General features: G+C 62.2%; 18 protein-coding genes. 12 read left to right on the plus strand and 6 right to left on the minus strand.

Features of this window, described 5'->3' with window-relative positions; genetic code table 11:
* Positions 1 to 2: 2 nt before the first annotated feature.
* The 5 genes from V7650_RS05405 (at position 3) to V7650_RS05425 (ending at position 4871) form a co-directional block, all read left to right on the plus strand.
* Positions 3 to 299 (plus strand): NAD(P) transhydrogenase subunit alpha, encoded by a 297-nt coding sequence (locus V7650_RS05405; RefSeq protein ID WP_335655218.1) that lies wholly within the window; start codon positions 3 to 5, stop codon positions 297 to 299.
* Positions 299 to 1843, plus strand: coding sequence for an NAD(P)(+) transhydrogenase (Re/Si-specific) subunit beta (locus V7650_RS05410; protein ID WP_335655219.1), 1545 nt, complete (start codon positions 299 to 301; stop codon positions 1841 to 1843). Before V7650_RS05405 ends, V7650_RS05410 begins: the two co-directional genes overlap by 1 nt.
* A 33-nt stretch (positions 1844 to 1876) precedes the next feature.
* Positions 1877 to 2572, plus strand: a complete 696-nt coding sequence (locus V7650_RS05415) for an aspartate/glutamate racemase family protein (protein ID WP_335655220.1) — start codon at positions 1877 to 1879, stop codon at positions 2570 to 2572.
* A gap of 86 nt (positions 2573 to 2658) precedes the next feature.
* The gene (locus V7650_RS05420) at positions 2659 to 3852 is read left to right on the plus strand and encodes a parallel beta-helix domain-containing protein (protein ID WP_335655221.1); all 1194 of its coding nucleotides are present in this window, start codon (positions 2659 to 2661) and stop codon (positions 3850 to 3852) included.
* Positions 3852 to 4871: an SO2930 family diheme c-type cytochrome gene (locus V7650_RS05425; protein WP_335655222.1), complete on the plus strand. Its 1020-nt coding sequence runs from the start codon at positions 3852 to 3854 to the stop codon at positions 4869 to 4871. The genes V7650_RS05420 and V7650_RS05425 overlap by 1 nt, the downstream gene beginning before the upstream one ends.
* Before the next feature lie 90 nt (positions 4872 to 4961).
* Here V7650_RS05425 and V7650_RS05430 read toward each other — a convergent pair whose 3' ends face one another.
* Entirely contained in the window at positions 4962 to 5396 is a 435-nt protein-coding gene (locus V7650_RS05430) for a DUF2147 domain-containing protein (protein WP_335655223.1), read from the minus strand.
* 23 nt (positions 5397 to 5419) lie between these two features.
* Positions 5420 to 6676 (minus strand): multidrug effflux MFS transporter, encoded by a 1257-nt coding sequence (locus tag V7650_RS05435; RefSeq protein ID WP_335655224.1) that lies wholly within the window; start codon positions 6674 to 6676, stop codon positions 5420 to 5422.
* A gap of 92 nt (positions 6677 to 6768) precedes the next feature.
* Here V7650_RS05435 and V7650_RS05440 point away from each other — a divergent pair, with 92 nt between their 5' ends.
* Both V7650_RS05440 and dinB read left to right on the plus strand, forming a co-directional pair.
* On the plus strand, positions 6769 to 8334 hold the full coding sequence (locus V7650_RS05440) for a pentapeptide repeat-containing protein (RefSeq protein WP_335655225.1): 1566 nt from the start codon (positions 6769 to 6771) through the stop codon (positions 8332 to 8334).
* A gap of 39 nt (positions 8335 to 8373) precedes the next feature.
* Positions 8374 to 9483: a DNA polymerase IV gene (gene dinB, locus V7650_RS05445; RefSeq protein ID WP_335655226.1), complete on the plus strand. Its 1110-nt coding sequence runs from the start codon at positions 8374 to 8376 to the stop codon at positions 9481 to 9483.
* Between the two features lie 237 nt (positions 9484 to 9720).
* On the opposite strand, the gene V7650_RS05450 is transcribed toward dinB, so the two are convergent.
* The 3 genes from V7650_RS05450 to V7650_RS05460 form a co-directional block, all read right to left on the minus strand.
* Positions 9721 to 11094, minus strand: a complete 1374-nt coding sequence (locus V7650_RS05450; RefSeq protein ID WP_335655227.1) for a glutamate--cysteine ligase — start codon at positions 11092 to 11094, stop codon at positions 9721 to 9723.
* A gap of 74 nt (positions 11095 to 11168) precedes the next feature.
* Positions 11169 to 11750: a YqaA family protein gene (locus tag V7650_RS05455; RefSeq protein ID WP_335655228.1), complete on the minus strand. Its 582-nt coding sequence runs from the start codon at positions 11748 to 11750 to the stop codon at positions 11169 to 11171.
* Between the two features lie 197 nt (positions 11751 to 11947).
* Positions 11948 to 13504, minus strand: a complete 1557-nt coding sequence (locus V7650_RS05460) for an alanine/glycine:cation symporter family protein (protein ID WP_335655229.1) — start codon at positions 13502 to 13504, stop codon at positions 11948 to 11950.
* A 145-nt stretch (positions 13505 to 13649) separates the two neighbouring features.
* On the opposite strand from V7650_RS05460, the gene V7650_RS05465 reads away from it, so the two are divergent.
* The 4 genes from V7650_RS05465 to V7650_RS18200 all read left to right on the plus strand — a co-directional run bounded on the left by V7650_RS05465 (position 13650) and on the right by V7650_RS18200 (position 17498).
* Positions 13650 to 14729: a DUF2855 family protein gene (locus V7650_RS05465; RefSeq protein WP_335655230.1), complete on the plus strand. Its 1080-nt coding sequence runs from the start codon at positions 13650 to 13652 to the stop codon at positions 14727 to 14729.
* A 59-nt stretch (positions 14730 to 14788) separates the two neighbouring features.
* Positions 14789 to 16582 (plus strand): cyclic nucleotide-binding and patatin-like phospholipase domain-containing protein, encoded by a 1794-nt coding sequence (locus tag V7650_RS05470; protein ID WP_335655231.1) that lies wholly within the window; start codon positions 14789 to 14791, stop codon positions 16580 to 16582.
* A gap of 84 nt (positions 16583 to 16666) precedes the next feature.
* Complete coding sequence (locus V7650_RS05475; protein ID WP_335655232.1) at positions 16667 to 17404, plus strand: IS1595 family transposase; 738 nt, start codon at positions 16667 to 16669, stop codon at positions 17402 to 17404.
* A complete protein-coding gene (locus tag V7650_RS18200) occupies positions 17370 to 17498 on the plus strand; it encodes a transposase (protein WP_442955264.1) in 129 nt (42 codons plus the stop codon). The genes V7650_RS05475 and V7650_RS18200 overlap by 35 nt, the downstream gene beginning before the upstream one ends.
* Here the strand turns inward: V7650_RS18200 and V7650_RS05480 are convergent.
* Positions 17440 to 17643: a hypothetical protein gene (locus V7650_RS05480; protein ID WP_335655233.1), complete on the minus strand. Its 204-nt coding sequence runs from the start codon at positions 17641 to 17643 to the stop codon at positions 17440 to 17442. The genes V7650_RS18200 and V7650_RS05480 overlap by 59 nt on opposite strands.
* A 709-nt stretch (positions 17644 to 18352) precedes the next feature.
* Here V7650_RS05480 and V7650_RS05485 point away from each other — a divergent pair.
* The gene (locus tag V7650_RS05485; protein ID WP_335655234.1) at positions 18353 to 19462 is read left to right on the plus strand and encodes an OmpA family protein; all 1110 of its coding nucleotides are present in this window, start codon (positions 18353 to 18355) and stop codon (positions 19460 to 19462) included.
* The last annotated feature ends 156 nt before the right edge of the window (positions 19463 to 19618 follow it).

The raw sequence follows: 19618 nt of genomic DNA on the forward strand, positions 1-19618 counted from the left end.
CAATGGACTTTATTTCAATTCTTTCCATCTTCGTGATGGCCTGTTTTGTTGGCTATTATGTGGTCTGGTCGGTGACGCCGGCCCTGCACACGCCGCTGATGGCGGTGACCAATGCGATCAGCTCGGTGATCATTGTCGGGGCGCTGATTGCGGCGGCGGCGGGGTCGCAGGCGGATGGCGGGCAGGCGGCCAAATGGCTGGGCCTGGTCGGCGTGGTGCTGGCGAGCGTGAATATTTTTGGCGGCTTTGCTGTGACGGAGCGGATGCTCGCAATGTACAAGAAGAAGGAGCGCAAATAATGGGTGCTTCTTTTGAGCGTGCCTTGGGTGCGCGTTCTTTCCGCGCCATTGTGTCCGGACGGTCGTTCTCGAGATGGGCACCTGCATTCGCAGCTGCACTGCTGCTGCCGGTTTCGCCGGCGCTGGCTTCTTCCGGTGAGCCGGTGAATCCATGGGTAGCGGCGGCCTATCTGGTGGCGGGCGTGCTGTTCATTCTGGCGCTGCGCGGGCTGTCCTCTCCGGAAACCAGCCGGGCGGGCAACCGCTATGGCATGGTCGGGATGCTGATCGCCGTGGTCACGACACTGGTCACCCACAGCATCGCCAGCCTGCCGGAAATTGCCATTGCCATTGCCATCGGTGGCGGCTTCGGTTTCATCGTCGCGCGCAAGATCGCGATGACCGACATGCCGCAGCTGGTCGCCGGATTCCACTCGCTGGTTGGCCTGGCCGCGGTGCTGGTCGGGATTGCCGCCTATCTCAATCCCGGCGCCTTCGGTATTCTCGATGCAACGGGTGAAATACTGACGGTCAGCCGCGTCGAGCTGGGTCTGGGCGTCGCCATTGGTGCGATCACCTTCTCCGGATCGGTGATCGCCTTCCTGAAGCTCAACGGCAACATGTCGGGGGCGCCGATCATGCTGCCGATGCGCCATGTCATCAATCTGGCGGTGCTGGCCGGGATCATCGGCCTGACCGCCTATTTCGCGATTGCGCCAACCGTGGGCACGGGCGCGATTTTCTGGACCATCGTGGGCTTGAGCTTCCTGATCGGCTTCCTGCTGATCATCCCGATCGGCGGTGCCGACATGCCGGTGGTGGTGTCGATGCTCAACAGCTATTCCGGCTGGGCGGCCGCAGCGATGGGTTTCACCCTCGGCAACACGGCGATGATCATCACCGGCGCGCTGGTCGGGTCCTCGGGCGCAATCCTGTCCTATATCATGTGCAAGGCGATGAACCGCAGCTTCATCAGCGTCATCGCCGGCGGTTTCGGCGCGGAAAGCGGGCCGAGCGACGGCGCCGCCAAGATCGACCGGCCGTGGAAACGCGGCTCCGCAGAGGATGCCGCCTATATGATGAAACAGGCGGAAAGCGTGATCATCATCCCGGGCTATGGCATGGCGGTGGCGCAGGCCCAGCATGCGGTGCGCGAAATGGGCGACATGCTGAAGGAGCAGGGCGTCAGCGTCAAATATGCGATCCACCCGGTCGCCGGCCGTATGCCGGGTCATATGAACGTGCTGCTGGCGGAAGCCAATGTCCCCTATGACGAGGTGTTCGAGCTGGAGGATATCAACAGCGAATTCGCGCAGGCCGATGTTGCCTTCATCATCGGGGCCAATGACGTGGTCAATCCGGCGGCGAAGACCGACAAGGGATCGCCGATCTACGGCATGCCGGTGTTCGATGTCGAAAAGGCCAAGACCATCTTCTTCGTCAAGCGGTCGATGGGCGGCGTCGGCTATGCCGGGGTCGACAATGAGGTCTTTTATATGGACCAGACCATGATGCTGCTTTCCGATGCGAAGAAAATGTGCGAGGAAATCGTCAAGGCGCTGTAGACGCCACCTTCGGATATTTCAGGGAAGTCAGTAATGCGTAAATTGGGCCTGATTGGCGGGATGAGCTGGGTATCGACCGCCAGCTATTACACGCGGATCAACAGCGCCGTGCAAAAGCGGCTGGGCGGCTTTGCCAGCGCGCACCTGCTGATCGAGAGCGTCAATTTCAGCGACTATGCCCGGCTGCAGTCGGATGACGACTGGGATGCGGCGGCGGGCCTGATGACGCGCTCGGCCAAGCGGCTGGAAAACAGTGGCGCGACGGCGATCATGATCTGCTCCAATGCGATGCACAAGATCTATGATCGGGTGCAGCCGGAAGTGGGTATCCCGATCATCCATATCGCCGATTGCGTGGGCGACAAGATCGTCGCGGACGGCGTCAAGACCGCGACCCTGCTGGGATCGCGCAACGTCATGACCGAGGGTTTCTACCGCAAGCGGCTTGTCGCCAAGGGAATCACCCTGACGCCACCGGACGAGGCGCGGGTCGAGGAGATCGACCGGATCATCTACCAGGAACTGATGTTCAACCAGGCGAAGCGCGAGTCCGAGCGGACGATGAAGACCTATATCACCAATATCGCCAAGGGCGATGTCGAAGCGGTGATCCTGGGCTGCACCGAGCTCGACCTGATCATCGATACCAAGGCCAATATCCTGCCGATCTATGACAGCACCGAGAATCACGCCGACGCGGCGGTGGAATGGATCCTGTCGGACGGCTGAGCGCCAATCTACTGACATCCATGTCAATGCCCTTGGCAGCGACATGATTTTGCGGCATTATCCCAGCTTCCTGGAGGAGAGAGATAATGATCCGCAGTCTGATGGTAGCCACCGCGCTGTGCCTGAGCGCCCCGACCCTTGCCAAAACCATTGCCGTTGACCCCGGCGCCGATGCGCAGGAACGGCTGCAGGAAGCGCTGATCCTCGCCGAGCCGGGCGATGTCGTGCAGCTGGGTGCCGGCCGCTTCGACCTGGTCGACGGGCTGTCGCTGGATGTCGATGGCGTGACCATTCGCGGTGCGGGGATGGACCAGACGGTGCTCAATTTCGCCGGCCAGCTGGGCGCGGGCGAGGGGCTTCTGGTCACCTCGGACCATGTCGTGCTGCGCGATTTCGCGATCGAGGACAGCAAGGGCGACGGCATCAAGTCGAAGGGCGCCGACGATATCGTCTACTACAAGGTGCGGGTGGAATGGACCCGCGGGCCGCATGCCGAAAATGGCGCCTATGCCATCTATCCGGTCGAGAGCAAGAATGTTCTGGTCGACAGCGTGGTCACCATCGGATCGTCGGATGCCGGCATCTATGTCGGCCAGTCGGAGAATATCATCGTCCGCAATTCGGTGGCGCGCTACAATGTCGCGGGGATCGAGATCGAGAACAGCATCGGCGCCGACGTCCACAACAATATCGCGGTCAACAACACCGGCGGCATCCTGGTGTTCGACCTGCCCAATATCCCGAAACAGGGCGGCCGCAATGTCCGGGTGTTCGACAATCTGGTGGTTGACAACAACACCCCCAATTTCGCGCCCGAAGGCAATATCGTCGCCGAAGTGCCGACCGGCATGGGGGTGATGGTGATGTCGCATTACGAGGTCGAGCTGTTCGGCAACAAGCTCGCGGAAAATGGCACGGGCAACGTGCTGATCGTGTCCTATACCAAGGGCCAGGACGATCCCAACTACAACCCGAAGCCGATTGGCGTCAGGGTGTTTGACAATATCCATGGCCGCGCCGGCTACAAGCCCGCCTTTCCCGGGGGCGAGCAGCTGAAGGCGGCCTTTGGCGGCGCGATCCCGCCGATCATCGAGGACGGTACGGGCGAGAATATCCTGATCGGCGACGATGTCGCGGTGCTGTCGATGGGGCTGACCAAGCCCGGCCAGCCGCTGACCGAGGCCAAGCCGGCACTGGCGGCGGCCGCGAGCGAGCCGTTTGACGGCCGGCAGCTGAAACCGATCACCCTGCCGCAGGCGATGGAGGACGCTGTCAAATAATGCGCCTGCTGCTGTCCGTTTGTGCCGTGCTCGGGCTGGCCTTTTCGGCCAGTGCGCGGGCGCCGGAGCCGGTGGCGGATGGGGTGATCCTGTCCGATGGCCTGCCCAGGCTGCTGTCCGACTATCGGTTCTTCAGCGATGATGCCGGCTGGCAGCCAAACGACCGGGTGCAACCCTATCGGCTGAACATGCCGCTGTTCTCGGACTATGCGGAGAAATATCGGTTCATCTACGTGCCGCCGGACCAGCAGGGCAAGGCCGAAGGTGACGGGCTGCTCGACCTGCCGGTCGGGTCGGCGCTGATCAAGAGCTTCGGCTACGAGATCGACGGCAAGCCGAGGCTGCTCGAGACGCGGGTGCTGCTGCATCGGGCGGATGGCTGGCTGGCGCTGCCCTATGTCTGGAACGCCGAGCAGACCGAGGCGCGGCTGAAGGTCGCGGGGGCCCGGATACCGGTCAGCTTCACCGATCCGTCGGGACAGCAGCGCTCGATCGACTATGGCGTGCCGAACAAGAACCAGTGCAAGGAATGCCACGGCCTGTCCGGCGCGGTGACCCCGATCGGTCCCAAGGCGCGCAACCTGACCCGCGACGGGCAGCTGGCCGAATTTGTGCGGCTGGGCCTGATCGACAAGGCGCCGGCCGTCGATTATCGCGTGCCTCTGTGGGGCGAGGCGAGCGCGTCGCTGAACGACCGGGCGCGCGGCTATCTCGACGTCAATTGCGCCCATTGCCACAATGTCAATGGCTCGGCGAGCAACTCCGGGCTGTTCCTCACCTATGAGGAGGACATGCCGGTGCGGATCGGCATCGGCAAGCGGCCGGTGGCGGCGGGTCGGGGCAGCGGCACCCATGATTTCGACATCGCGCCGGGCGATCCCGACGGCAGCATCATGATCTATCGGCTGAACAGCCTGGAGCCGGGGATCAGCATGCCGGAAGTGGGGCGCACGATGGTCCATGCGGAGGGCGTGGCGCTGCTGAGCGAGTGGATTGCGGCGATGGAAAAGAAGGATTGAGCGTTTCTGTTCCCGCCGGCGTCCAGCTCGTCGCCTTCCCGCGAGTAGCCACGGCCTTCGCCGGGGAACAGGTTTTATCCCGCTTGCATCCTATTTCGCTCGGGTCCAGTCCTGGCCCTGGCAGATGAAGGCGATGCAGCCCTTCATCTTCAGCCTGTTCGCCGATTGCAGGCTGACTTCCGAGCGGTAGGTCTTGCCGCTTTTGGGGTCATAGACCTTGCCGCGCCAGATATCGTCGTCGGGGGTGAAGCCGGTGAGGATCGCCATGCCGAGCAATGTCCGGCTGCGCAGGCTCTTGTCGGGGTTGTTGACGTCCTTCTGACCGACGCCATTGGGCGGGGCGACGAGATATTTGTGAATCCGCCCGCAAACGGTCTTGCCGCACTGGGAGATCCGGATGATCGCGTCCTTGTCGGCGGTGATCCAGTCGCCCTGAATCGAGTTCGCGGCCTGCGCGGGCGTTGCAAAAGCCAGAGCGGCGGGGATCAGGCCAAGGATCATTTTCATCGGAGCGGAGATTGTCATGCGTTCATCCTCGTTCTGGGCGTCTATGACTGCGGCAATAGATCCTTGGCGGTTACGCCAGTCTGAACACGGCGGAACAATTTGCCCTTCTCCGCCCAGATTATCAGCAGCAGGGAGGCGACACCGCAGACCAGGTAACCCGTGGCAAGGGGCAGGACCGTGCCGTCGAATTGCAGGCCGATCGCGGCACCGATCATGGCGGAAATCCCGGTCCGGGTGAAATTCTGGAACGAGGAGGCGACGCCGGCGGTCTTGCCGAACGGCTGCATCGCGATCGAGCTGAAATTGGCACCGGTGAACCCGACCATGCCCATCGAGGGGACGAGCACAGCGGTGAAGGTCCATATGTTGATCCACCCGGCTTCGGCGAGCCCGAATTGGGCAGCCGATACGAGGATGAAGAAGATCAGCGCGGTCTGCGACACCCGCCGTGCGCCAAAGCGCATGACGATCCGGGAATTGGTAAAGCTGGCCACGGACATGGCCCCAGCGTTCAGGGCGAAAATATAGACGAAAATGTCGCCGGCGCCGAATATGTCGAAGAATATCTGCTGGGCGGAGGCGATATAGGCGAACAACGGTGCCATCATCAGGCCGCTGGCGACGACATGACCTAAGCTGTTGCGGTTGAAGATCACGCCATACCAGGCAGCGGTAACGGACTTGAACTGGATCAGCGTCTTGTCGTCCGGGTGAAGCGTCTCGGGAAGCCGGATCATCACCCAGAGAAAGGAAAAAAGCCCGGCGGCGGAAAGCACCAGAAAAATGGCCTTCCACGGAGCGACGTGCAGCACCAGCTGGCCCAGCAATGGCGCCGTGATCGGCACGATCATGAAGATCATCATGATCGTCGACATGGCCCGCGCCATGGCATCGCCGTCATAGCGGTCGCGGATGATGCTGTTGGCCAGCACGCCCATCGCCGAAGCGGCGAGTCCCTGAATGAACCGGGCAATGAGCAGCAGTTCGTAATCCCAGGCGAGCGCGCAGAGGATGCCGAATCCGGTATAGATGGCGATGGTGATCAGCAGCACGGGCCGGCGGCCATAGCGGTCGGCCAGCGAGCCATACAGAATAGAGCCGATCGCCATGCCGTAGATATAGGAAGTGATCGTCCATTGCCGGTCATTCACCGTCTGCAGCGCAAAATCATCCGAGATCAGGCCCAGCGCCGGCAGCATGATGTCGATCGCCAGGGCGTTGAGCGACATCAGGCTGGCCATCATGATGATCAGTTCGATGCGGCCTATCGGGAAGGGGAGAGGGGCTTTGCTTTGCACCGCCGCGCTATGGCAAGATCGGGCGCTTGTGGCTATAGGCTAAATGACGAGCAGGATGCGATTTTCGGACAGGAACGGGGAGAGAATTCCGGATGAAGACAGGATTGTCGTGGGGATGGCCACTGATGCTGATCGGATTGGCAGGCGCGGCCGATGCACAAGTGGCCACGAGCGAAAGCAGCTGTCGGTCTGCCTATGGTGATATCTGGGCAGATGATCGATCCGGAAGCGCCATTCGCCAAATCGACGGCGACCGGATCCGGTCGCTTTCGGACCTGGCGGATGCAACGCGCGGTCCGGCCTCGGGCGTCACGAAGATCAAGGGCGGTGATTTCTCGGGTTGGGATTTTACCGGTGCGAACCTGTCCAGTCTCTGCTTTGAGGGGAGCAAGCTGGCGGGCGCCAATCTGAGCAAGGTGAAGGCGTCGGGAACCGGCTTTGTCCAAGCCGATCTGACCGGTGCCAATATGGCCGGAGCGTCGATTCGGCGGGTCCTGTTCCGCAATGCCGGATTGAAGAACAGCATCGCGACCGGTGCCGATTTCTCCCAAGGCCATTTTGATGGCGGCTGGTTCGAGGGCAGCATCGAGGGCTGGAACATCGATGGCGCCGACCTGACCGGCTTTGTCTTTGCCTGCGGGATCACGGTGCCGGATGGCTGTCCGGTCTATCAGGGCGGCGACGGGATCAGCGCGCGGGGCGCGGATTTGACCGGGGCCACGCTGCACAGCTTTGGCCTTCATGATGCCGACCTGAACGGCGCGATTGTCGACCGGACGATCATCGGGCCGGGGCAATTGCCGGCGCTGGCGGAGGCGGAGTTTCGTGGTCCGCTGGTGCTGCGCGGCGGCGACCGGGACGTCGAGATAAGCGCCGGGGACGCGCAGCAGCTGCTGGCCGAAAATACCCGGCAAGCCGCCTCGGAGACGGTGGCCTCGTTTGACTGCGCAAAGGCGGCCAGCAAGGTGGAGCAGGCAATTTGCGGTGAACATGCCAGTGACTTGCGGCGTGCCGATCGCGAAATGGCTGCGCTCTATCAGCAGGCAAAAACGGTCGATGCCGGGGTCAGGGCAGGTCAGCTGGCCTGGCTGAAGCAGCGCAACCGGTGCGCGACAGCAGACTATCCATCCGAGTGCATTCGGGACAGCTACGCCATGCGCAAGGGACAGCTGCTCGGCCTGCTTGGCGAAACCGGCTGGCTCGGGAAGGGGGAGGCCGCGCTGTTTGTCGATGATGTGCTGCCGCTGCCGGCCGCGTTCCGGCAATCCGCGCTGTTCGAAAATATCATCCCGGTGCTGGTCGCGTCATCGATGACCGAGATACTGGTGGAACGGGACGACAATGGCCTGTACGCGATCCGGGGCAGCGCCGTGGGTGCCAACGCCCATTTGTGCAGCCTGTCCGCGTCGCATCTCTATTTCGACAGGAAATCGGGCTGGTATATCCCGGTTTCGGAAGGCCCGGCGATCCCGATCTTTCGCATCTTTGACGGGCGGATCGAAATTTTCGCGGGCGGCCGGCCCGACTATGAACAATATCCGGACGCCTCGGACTTCATGAGTTGCGGCATGCGCGCCAGTTTCGGGGAGACGATCCGCATCGACGCCGACGAGGCGCTGATCCGGCGCGCCCGGCAATCGCTGAGCGAGGAGCGCTAGCCGCTCCCCAAGCCGGGAAACAGGCGCTAGACTGGTCCGATGTCCGATTCCGCCCCCGATCTGTTGCAGCGCAAGATCATCCATATCGACATGGATGCCTTTTTTGCCAGCGTCGAGCAGCGGGACTTCCCCGAGCTGCGCGGCAAGCCGGTGGCGGTCGGCGGCTCGTCGAAACGGGGAGTGGTGGCGGCGGCCTCCTATGAGGCGCGCAAGTTCGGGGTGCGATCGGCGATGCCTTCGGTGACCGCCAAGCGCCGCTGTCCCGACCTGATCTTCGTCAAGCACCGGTTCGAGGTCTATCGCGAAGTGTCGCAGCAGATCCGGGCGATCTTCCGGATGCACAGCGACCTAGTCGAGCCGCTGTCGCTGGACGAGGCCTATATCGACGTGACGCAGGACAAGATGGGAATCGGCAATGCCACGCGGATCGCCGAGATGATCCGGGCCGAGATCAAGAAGCAGACCAATCTCACCGCCAGCGCCGGGGTCAGCTACAACAAGTTTCTCGCCAAGATCGCCTCCGACCAGAACAAGCCCGACGGCATCTGCGTGATCAAGCCGCACCAGGGCGCGGATTTCGTGGCCGGGCTGCCGGTGCGGCGCTTCTTCGGCGTCGGCCCCAAGACGGCGGAGCGGATGGCCAAGCTGGATATCCACACGGGGGCCGACCTGCGGTCGCGGTCGCAGGACTATCTGCAGCAGCATTTCGGCAAGTCGGCGGGCTATCTGTTCCGCGCCTCGCGCGGGGTCGATCACCGCGAGGTGCGGTCGAACCGGATCCGCAAGTCGGTCGGCGGCGAGCGCACCTATGGCGATGATCTGGTCAGCGAAACCGACCTGCAGGATGCGCTGGAGACGATCATCGACATCGTCTGGACCAGCATCGAGAAATGCGAGGCGCGCGGGCGGACAGTGACGCTGAAGGCCAAATATGCCGACTTCCGGCAGGTGACCCGGTCGTATTCGGTGGATCATTATGTCGCGGGCAAGACCGAGTTTGCGCGCATTGGGCGTGATCTGCTGGCGAGCATCATGCCGGTGGAGAACGGGGTTCGGTTGCTGGGGCTAACGTTGGGTAATCTGGAGGGAGCGGAAACAGTCGATGATGAGGAGCCCGGTGCGGTGGAACAGCGGGCGTTCGACTTTTAGGGTTGCGGAGAGGGGGTGTGCTCCGCGCCTGACGCGGAGCCCTGCGCTACAACGCGTGCTCTTGCCTCCCGGGGCTCCGCGTCGAGCGCGGAGCACAAAATCCTCATGTTCCTGCAGTGAAATTGGGGCTTGTGTCTCGGTGCTCCGCACTTGATGCGGAGCTCTGCGTTACGAAGAGCGCTTGTGACGCCAGAGCTCCGCGTCGAGCGCGGAGCACAGGCTCCTGCACAGTGGCTGTCAGAAACTCATTTCGTCATAGATCCGGCTGACGTCGCCGTTCCATTGGCCGTGGTAGCGGTCGAGCAGCTGGGCGGCCGGGGACTTGCCCCTGGCGACGACTTCGCGGAGCGGGTCGAGGAAGCCGCTTTCATTGTCGCCGCTGGTGTTGAGGCGGTTGCGCGCGGTGAGGCCGGCGGAGGATATGTCGAGGATTTCCTTCGCCAGGTCGTTGAGTTTTCCGCCGCGCGGCAGCGGCGTGTCGAGGCCGTGCTCGGGAACGCCGTTGCGCAGCGCCTCGCGTTCTTCCATCGTCCAGTGCCTGACCCGGTCCCAGGCCGCGTCGAGCGCGGTCTGGTCGTAGAGCAGGCCGACCCAGAAGGTGGGCAGGGCGCAGATCCGATTCCACGGACCGCCGTCGGCACCGCGCATCTCGAGGAAGCTTTTCAGGCGTACCTCGGGGAAGGCGGTGGAGAGATGGTCGGTCCAGTCGGACATGGTCGGTTTTTCGCCCGGCAGCACCGACAGATTGCCCTTGAGGAAATCGCGGAAGCTGAGGCCGGCGGCGTCGATATATTTGCCGTCGCGGAAGACGAAATACATTGGCACGTCGAGCATATATTCGGCGTAGCGTTCGTAGCCGAAGCCGTCCTCGAATACGAAGGGCAGCATGCCGGTGCGGTGCGGGTCGGTGTCCGACCAGATATGGCTGCGGAAGCTCTGGTAGCCGTTGGGCTTGCCCTCGGTGAAGGGAGAATTGGCGAACAGCGCCGTGGCCAGTGGCTGCAGCGCCAGGCCGACCCGGAATTTCTGGACCATGTCGGCTTCGCTGGCATAGTCGAGATTGACCTGGATGGTGCAGGTGCGCAGCATCATGTCGAGACCGAGACTGCCGACCCGGGGCATGTGGTCGAGCATGATCTTGTAGCGGCCCTTGGGCATGATCGGCAATTCGGCGCGGGCCTTGTCCGGCCACATGCCCATGCCGAGGAAGCCGGTGCCGGTCTTGGCCCCGATCGCCTTGACCTGCTGCAAATGGCGGCCGGTTTCGTTGCAGGTTTCGTGCAGATTTTCCAGCGGTGCGCCGGATAGTTCGAGCTGGCCGGCGGGTTCGAGGCTGATCGCACCGTCGGGGCCGGACATGGCGATGACCTTGCCGCCTTCCTCGACCGGCTGCCAGCCGAATTCGCGCATCGAGAGCAGCAGGTCCTTTATGCCGCCGGGCTCGTCATAGCTGGGGGCGTGATGGTCGGTGGTGGAATAGACGAATTTCTCGTGCTCGGTACCGATCCGCCAGCGATCCTTGGGCTTTTCGCCGCCGGCCATCGGCTCGACCAGCTGGGCGATATTCTCGATCACGGGATCGTTGCTGTCTGAAACCTGTCTGGTGCTCATGATTCGCCCTTAAAAAATCCGCCGCGGCTGGGCCACGTAAAAATAGCTGCTGCGCTGAAAGCAATTGTTGCTTGTCATAGCAGCCAACTGACCGCGGCAAAACCGCCGACGAACAGGATGCCGACCGCGGTGGTGGCCAGCGCGAAATTGCGGTCGATCCACAATTTCATCGGTGGCCCGAAATAGCGCAGCAGAACGGCGACCAGAAAGAATCGCGCCGCCCGCGACAGAATCGCCGCGCCGATCAGAATATGCAGCGGCATGGCGGTGCTGCCGGCGGCGATGGTGATCACCTTGAACGGCAGCGGCGTGAAACCGGCGAGAAAGACCACAACCCAGCCCTGGTCGTTGAAATTCTGCGCAAAGACGTCGAACTTGTCGGTGACTCCGTAAAATTCGAGGATCGGCATGCCCACCGTCTCGAAGACAAAATAGCCGATGGCGTAACCGAGCAGGGCGCCGAGCACCGAGGCAATGGTGCAGATCAGGGCATACCAGTAGGACTTCTCCGGCTTGGCCAGGCACATGGGTGCCAGCATCACATCGGGCGGGATCGGGAAGAAACTGGATTCGGCAAAGCTGATCCCGGCGAGCCATTTGCTGGCTTGCGGATGGCCCGCCTTGTCGAGCATCCAGTTATAGAGACGTTTGAGCATATTTATTAAACCTCAGTCGCCGGGCGCGGGCATCCGCCCGCTTGGCTTTCGCGCCAATAAGGCGCGACGGCCGGCCGGCCTTGCCTCGCTGCGCTCGGTATCGATTCCGGACCATGGATACAAGGGATGGAATGGTACAGGGTAGCCGAACAGGCGGATGGGTGCGCCGGGCGCCGGGGTGTCAACATGTCCATCCTCTAGTGGCCGGGCGCGCCGGTGACTTCCTCGAGCAGTTCCTGCGGGGTCTCCCGGCCATGGTCGGTGCCGGCGGCGCGGTTGCCTTTCGCTAGGGCGAAGACGACGCTGGACAGGGCGAGCAGGCCGATGATGTTGGGCAGTGTCATCGCCGCGTTGGAGATGTCGCCGAGACGCCAGATCAGTTCGAGCGGCGCGAAGGAGCCGACAAAGATCACCACGCACCACAGCACCCGCCAGGTCAGATGGAGCCGGTTCTCTCCGGTCAGGTTCGAGCCGGGGATCAGGTCGTAGAGATAGGTGATTGCCCGCTCGCCATAATAGCTCCAGGTCAGCAGCGTGGTGAACACGAACAGGATCAGCGCCACCGACGCGATCAGGGTGCCGATCGGAATGCCGAACACGGGGAAGGGGAAGGCGGCAGCATAGGCGCCGGACGTCATGGCAAAGCCGTTGAGGTCCGACTGCCAGGCGTGCTCGACCGCCTGCTGGACGCCATTGGCGTCGGTATAGGTGAAGTCACCGGCGACGGTCAGCATGACCAGGGCGGTCATCGTGCAGATGACCACGGTGTCGATGAACGTGCCCATCATCGCGAAGCGGCCCTGCGCGGCCGGATCGTTGGTCTGGGCGACGGCATGGGCGATCGGGGTCGAGCCCTGGCCCGCCTCGTTGGAGAACAGGCCGCGGGCAACACCGGCGCGGATGGCGATGATGATCGCCGCGCCGAGAAAGCCGCCGCTTGCCGACTGCGCGTTGAAGGCGCCGCCGAAGATGCGGCTGAAGGTTTCGGGCAGGTCGGGCAGATTGATGATCAGGGCGATCAGGGCCATCAGCAGATAGGCGCCCGCCATCCACGGCACGATCGTCTCGGCGACGCGGCCGATCGACTTGATGCCGCCGATGATGACGATGAACACCGCGACCGCGGCGGCGGCACCGCCGACCCATTCCTCGACCCCGAACAGTTCGTTGGCGCTGTCGCCGAGGCTGTTGGCCTGGATGCCGTTGCCGGTGACCAGAGCGGAAAACAGGGTGCCGAGGCAGAACAGGATCGCCAGCCATTTCCATTTCGGGCCGAGGCCGATGGTGATGTAGCTCATCGGGCCGCCGCGATAGGTGCCGTCGGCGGCCTGCTCACGGAAACGCACCGCGAGCGCGCCCTCGGCAAAGGCCAGGGCCATGCCGAACAGCGCGGTGACCCACATCCAGAAGATTGCGCCGGGTCCGCCGAGGGTGATGGCGGTGGCGACGCCGGCGAGATTGCCGGTGCCGACCTGGCCGGAGAGCGCGGTCGATAGCGCGGCGAAGGGAGAGATTTCACCCTTGCCATCGCCGCCCGACTTGGTGAACAGTCCGGCGAGCGACGGGAACAGCCGGCGCAGCGGATAGCCGCCGAGGCCGATCATGAAATAGATGCCGGCCCCGAGCAGGATCACCACCATCGGCGGGATCGGCAGAATTTCTGCTCCGTCCCAGGTTCCGCCCCAGATGAAATCCGAAACATTGGTGACGGGCGCGATCGCCGCTTCAAATGCTGAAACCGGTGCTGCACTCACTAAAATTCTCCCCGATGGCGCGTTGTCGCGCAATTTCCAATTGCCGGCAGGATTAGCAGGCGAGCGCTGTTTGGCAAATGCTTTTGCCGAATCGCCGCCATCGCTTATGCTGGCCGGAAACGGGATGTCGGAGGGAGACGGAATCATGCAGAGCCTGTGGGTGAAGAAGGATGATCTGGCGCAGACGCGCTGGCTGGACAGCGAGGCGCCGGCGGTGGGCGAGGGGCAGATCCTGCTGGCGGTCGAGAAATATGCGCTGACCGCCAACAATATCACCTATGCCGTTGTCGGCGACGGTTTCGGCTACTGGAATTTCTTTCCGACCGGCGAGGCGGACTGGGGCATCGTGCCGGTCTGGGGCTTTGCCAGGGTCGTGGCGTCGCAATATGGCGATATCACGGTCGGCGAACGGGTCTATGGCTATCTGCCGATGGCCAGCCATCTGCTGGTCACGCCGGGCAATGTGCAGGCCGGCGGCTTCATCGACGGCGCGCCGCACCGGCAGGGGCTGGCGATCATCTACAACCAGTATCACCGGCTGGGCACGGACATCGGCGCGCACGAGGCGGAGCGGGCGATCTTCCAGCCCTTGTTCACCACCAGCTTCCTGATCGAGCATTTCATGCGCGCGCATGACTGGTTCGGCGCGGAATCTTTGGTGATGACCAGTGCCTCGTCGAAGACCTCGATGGGGCTGGCGATGGTGGCGAAAAGCCTGAGCCCGGCGATCCGGCGGATCGGCCTGACCTCGGCGGGCAACCGGGCCTTTGTCGAGCAGACCGGGCTGTATGACGCGGTGCTGGCCTATGAGCAGCTAGCCTCGGCCGACGCCGGGCGGCCGGCGGTCTCGGTCGACTTTGCCGGCAGCGGACCATTGCTGGCGGATATTCATGGCCACTGGGGCGAGAATCTCAAGTTCAGTTCGCTGGTCGGTGTCACCCATATCGACGAGCGCGGCGGCGGGGGTGATCTGCCGGGGCCGAAGCCGGAGCTGTTCTTTGCGCCGACCGCCGCGGAAAGCCTGATGAAGGAGATCGGGCCGGCGGCGTTCCGCGCGCAGGTGGACGAGCAGTTCGCCGCCTTTGTCAAGGGTGCCGGGGCCTATCTGGGAATCGAGGATATCGAGGGGCCGGAGGCCCTGCAGTCTGCCTATCTGGCGATGCTGGCCAACGAGGTCGCCCCGAGCCGCGGGCTGATCTGCCATTTCGACCGGAGCCGGGGTTGATTGTCGCGGGGTAAGCGGGATAGAAATCTCTGACGGGTCGCACCAACGGGGAGTATTGCGTGGCGGAACCAACAGACAAGCCGGACCTGAGCCGGCACAGCCTGTTCGAGGGGGTGGCGCCGGAGGCTTTGGAGGCTTTGCAGGCGGTGTCGGAAATGCGGCAGGTCGCCGGCGGCGAGGCGCTGGTGCAGCAGGGCGACGATGCCGACGCGCTCTATTTTGTCGAGTCCGGCCGGTTCCGGGTGGTGATCAACGGCAGCCGGGTCGTCGCCCATATCGAAACCGGGGAAGCGGTTGGCGAGCTGGCCTTTTTCGCCGGCGGCAAGCGCACCGCCGATGTCGTGGCGATGCGCGATTCGAGCGTGCTGGAGGTTTCGCGGGCGGCGTTTGACGCGATCGCGCTCCGCCATCCGGAACTTAACGCGGCGATGCTCAAGCTGGTGTCGGCGCGGCTGGCGGTGGCGACCGCGCGGACCGCCTCGATCACCGCCAAGAATCCCCGGGTGATCGCGCTGCTTCCCGCTGGCACCAGCCAGATGCCGGACGGCTTCCTCGACCGGCTGGCCGAAGCCTTTGCAGCGGTGGTCGGTGCGCGGACGCCGGTGGTGCCGATCGACCGGGCGACCAGCGAGGCGGCGGATGCGCATGAATATCAGGCGTGGCTGGCGGAGCAGGAGGCGAAGGGCGCCTATGTGCTGATCGACGGCAGCGGGTCGGACGACTGGGGGCAGATGGTCTGCCGCAACGCCGATGCGCTGGTGATGGTCGGACGGCCGGGCAAGACCGATCCGCAGCCCAATGCCATGGAACAGGCGGCGATGGACTGGATCGCCAAGCCGCAGCGCAGCCTGCTGCTGCTGCGCACCAGCGCCAGCAAGCCGATCAGCCGCAGCGGCGAATGGATTGATCCGCGCGCGCCGAAGCTGCACCATCATGTCGCGCTCGACGACGAGGCGGACTTCGCCAAGGTCGCCCGCTTCCTGACCGGCCGCGCGGTCGGCGTGGTGCTGGCCGGCGGCGGCGCCCTCGGCTGCGCGCATCTCGGCGTGATCCAGGCGCTGCGCGACGCCGACATCCCGATCGACTTCATCGGCGGGGCGAGCGCCGGCGCGGCGATGGGTGGCGCGATTGCGCGCGGCCTGTCGGTCGACGAGACGCTCGACCAGATGGAGGCGATGTTCATCGAGGCCAAGGCGATGCGGCGCTTCACCCTGCCGCTCTATTCGCTGCTCGATCCGACGGTGTTCGACAGCGAATTGAGGACCCGCTACGGCACCAAGGATATCGCCGACCAGCCGATCAATTTCTTCGGTGTGTCGACCAACCTGTCGACCAACGGCCTGCATATCCACCGGCGCGGGCCGTTGTGGGAATGCGTGCGGGCATCGGGCTCGCTGCCGACGATATTGCCGCCGTTCATCGACGGCGCGGGCAATATCTTGGTCGACGGCGGCGTGCTCGACAATGTGCCGGTGAAGGTGATGCACGGGATCAAGGCGGGGCCGAATATCGTGGTGTCGCTGGGCGATCCGAACGAGGTCTGGCGGACCAAGGCCCATTATGACGATATCCGCGGCCGCTGGTCGCTGCTGCGCGACGTGCTGTTGCGCCGCAAGCAGAAGACCGCGTTTCCCTCGATCGTCGAGATCATGTCGCGGTCGATGGTGGTGGCGAGCCGGATGGCGTCGAAGGAGATGCTGAACGACCAGGACATATTGGTGAACCCGCCGATCATCCCGGGCATGCAGATTCTCGACTGGCATCATGGCCGGGAACTGGCGGCGATGGCTGCGGACTATATTGGTGAGGAGGTAATCCCGAGCCAGGCATTCCGGACAAAATTTACCAAATAGGTAAAAAGTGCTTGACTGTGTCATGCTATTATATACTTTACGCACCTACGGGTAAATGCTAAAAAATCCTCAAGAAATTATCAAATGTCCGTTCTTTCGAAGCCATATTTTTATAATGAAGCAGAAACCTTCACCTATCTGGAACAAATCATCTGGGTAAAGGGCGTTGTCGGCCCTCATTGGGGCGTGATCGATGGACGGGTTTTTGATCTTTCGGACGTTCGCGGCAAGCCAACCAAGAAAAGCTTTGAAGGCGCAATTCGTCATGGCCTCAAAAAGTGCGGCGAATGCCGCAAGCAGTTTACCGTCAAGGTTGGCACCGTCTTTGAACACGCCCGTATTCCCCTGCACAAGATGTTTCAAGCCACCTATTTGATGACCAGCAGCAAAAAGGGCGTTTCCGCACACCAGCTGCACCGGACCCTCGAAATCACTTACAAGTCCGCATGGTTTCTTGCTCACCGCATCCGTGAAGCAATGCGTGACGGTCAACTGGACATGATGGGCGGCAATGGTGCCGAAGTCATGGCGGATGAAACCTACATCGGCAACAAGCCTGAAATGCGCTATATGAAGCGCACTCGCGGCTCTGGCCACCAAATGCGGGTTGTCAGCCTACTCGACAAGCGCACCGGCAAAACCCGTTCGGTTTATGCGCCCGGTCTGGTCAAGGATGAAGTCGCCCGAATCGTGCACGCCAACATCCACCGCGAAAGCCAGTTGGTTACCGATGGAAGCCCGCTATACAAAGCGGTGGGCAAGGAATATTCTGTCTCAAACCAGCGTCCTGCACGGCGCTGGCCAGTGTATGAAAGACGGTAAGACCACGAACAACATCGAAGACTTTTTCAGCATCTTCAAGCGCGGTATGCGCGGCGTTTATCAGCATTGCCAAAAGAAGCATCTGCACCGTTAGCCGCGTCATCCTTCGGATCTTGCAGGGCCTTCAGCACTTCAGCATTGGACTTTGCGCCTGGTGGAACCGCAAGGTCCGCCAGATCGATGGTTCTGGGCCTCTGGCGGCTAAGCATGATCGCCACTGTTCCAACCGTGCCCACCATGACGACGATCCCACTTTGAACGACAGATTGGATAATTGGCCGCAGGGCGCTCAAAGATGGAAATGCGGAAGGTAGGAAAAACCAACACGCAGGACGAGCGCGGATAGCGCCGCACCGCCCCAAAGCAAGTTCGCCCGCCATCCGTCGGGAGCACTGATTCCGCCAATTACAAACGTCACCACAAAGCCGGTAAGCGCCATAATGACTGAAAGAGAATTCCCCCGGACACAATACTTTCATATCAGCGGGTAACCAATCTGGGAAGTGTTGGGTTTGTAAAAGATATAAACGCCCTGCGTCACGCTATTCAGGGACATATCAGGAACATCGCAATAATGTGATTCGGGTCGGACGGCCCGGAAGGCACGGGTCCTGCCGGTTTCGGCGGGGCTCCTGGCATCTGGCGGAAGCCGTAGCGGCTCCGGCGTCAGGCAGCGTGGTTGACGCGGAGGCCAGGGCGGTGATCGATTCGATCCTGAGCGTGCTGCGCAACGCCGGGATTCTCGCGGCAGATGGATAATTTCCGTTAACCCTGCCGATCGGCTGGAAAATTCTGCGATTCAAGCGGAATCTGCCGGCGTTTTTTGGGCTAAACACCGAAAATGGCGACATTTTCGCAACAGTTCTGTCATTTGGCAGCTTGCACTGGCCGTAGCGAAAGGCTAGAAAGCGGCGTGAATTTAGAACCTAATTGAGAAGGGGAATATAAATGCGGAAGCTTGCCTTAGGAATGGCGCTTGCCTCCACTGCGCTCGCCACACCTGCACTGGCTCGTGATGACCAGTGGTATGTTGGTGTTGAAGGAGGCGCAATGCTGGTTGAAGATATCGATGCAGATATCTCGGGATTGACGGATTCATTGATTACCGATCATGACGCTGGTTATGATTTTGACGGTATCGTCGGTTATGACTTCGGAAGCTTCCGTCTGGAAGCTGAAGTTGGATACAAGTCGGCAGCGGCAAACCAGACCCTGGTTGCCCCTCCGGGTATCCCTCAGAGCGTCGGCGGTGGTGGCCCACTGTATGTAGGCCAGACGCCAATCAACGGCGAATTCAACGCGCTCAGCTTCATGCTGAACGGCATGGTTGACTTCGGCGATGACGACGGCATCCAGGCATTCGTCGGCGGCGGCGTTGGCGTGGCACGGACGGAAATCTCCAACACCTTTGCTGGTCCATATCTTGACGATTCGGATACGGGCTTTGCCTGGCAGGCTGTTGCCGGTGTTCGCGCACCGCTGAGCGATAGCTGGGATGTTGGCTTGAAGTATCGCTTCTTCAACCAGTCCCGGATCAACATGGTCGACCAGATCGGACGCGACGTAGAAACCAGCGTTCGTACCCACTCGATCCTCGGTAGCCTGATCTACAACTTTGGCGGCGAACCAGCGGCACCACCGCCACCACCGCCTCCACCACCACCACCGCCACCACCACCACCGCCACCACCGCCACCACCATCGGTCTGTGCGCCTGGCCCTTACATCGTGTTCTTTGACTGGGATCAGTCGGACATCACGCCAGAAGCGGCTTCGGTTCTCGACAACGCGGTTACGGCATATGGCGATTGTGGTTCGGCTCAGGTCATGCTGGCTGGTCACGCTGACAAATCTGGTTCTGCCAGCTACAACGTCGGTCTGTCCCAGCGTCGCAACGAAGCTGTTCGTGCGTATCTTGAATCGCGCGGCATCAGCGGCGGAGCGATCTCCAGCGAAGCCTTCGGTGAATCGCGTCCTCGCGTTGAAACCGCAGACGGTGTTCGCGAACCGCAGAACCGTCGTGTGGAAGTTATGTACGGACCAGGTTCCGGCAACTAATAGCTTCCTGCTACAGAAAACAAGAAGGGCTGGTCTTCGGACCGGCCCTTTTTTTATGTGCTGCAGTCTTGATGGTATCTGAGGGCCGCAGTCCTGTTCGTCGGCGTTCGCGGGCTCGACGATCGTCAGCACGCTCCTATGGAACCCGGCTCCGAT

Source organism: Parasphingorhabdus sp. (assembly GCF_036964565.1).
Lineage (GTDB): Bacteria > Pseudomonadota > Alphaproteobacteria > Sphingomonadales > Sphingomonadaceae > Parasphingorhabdus.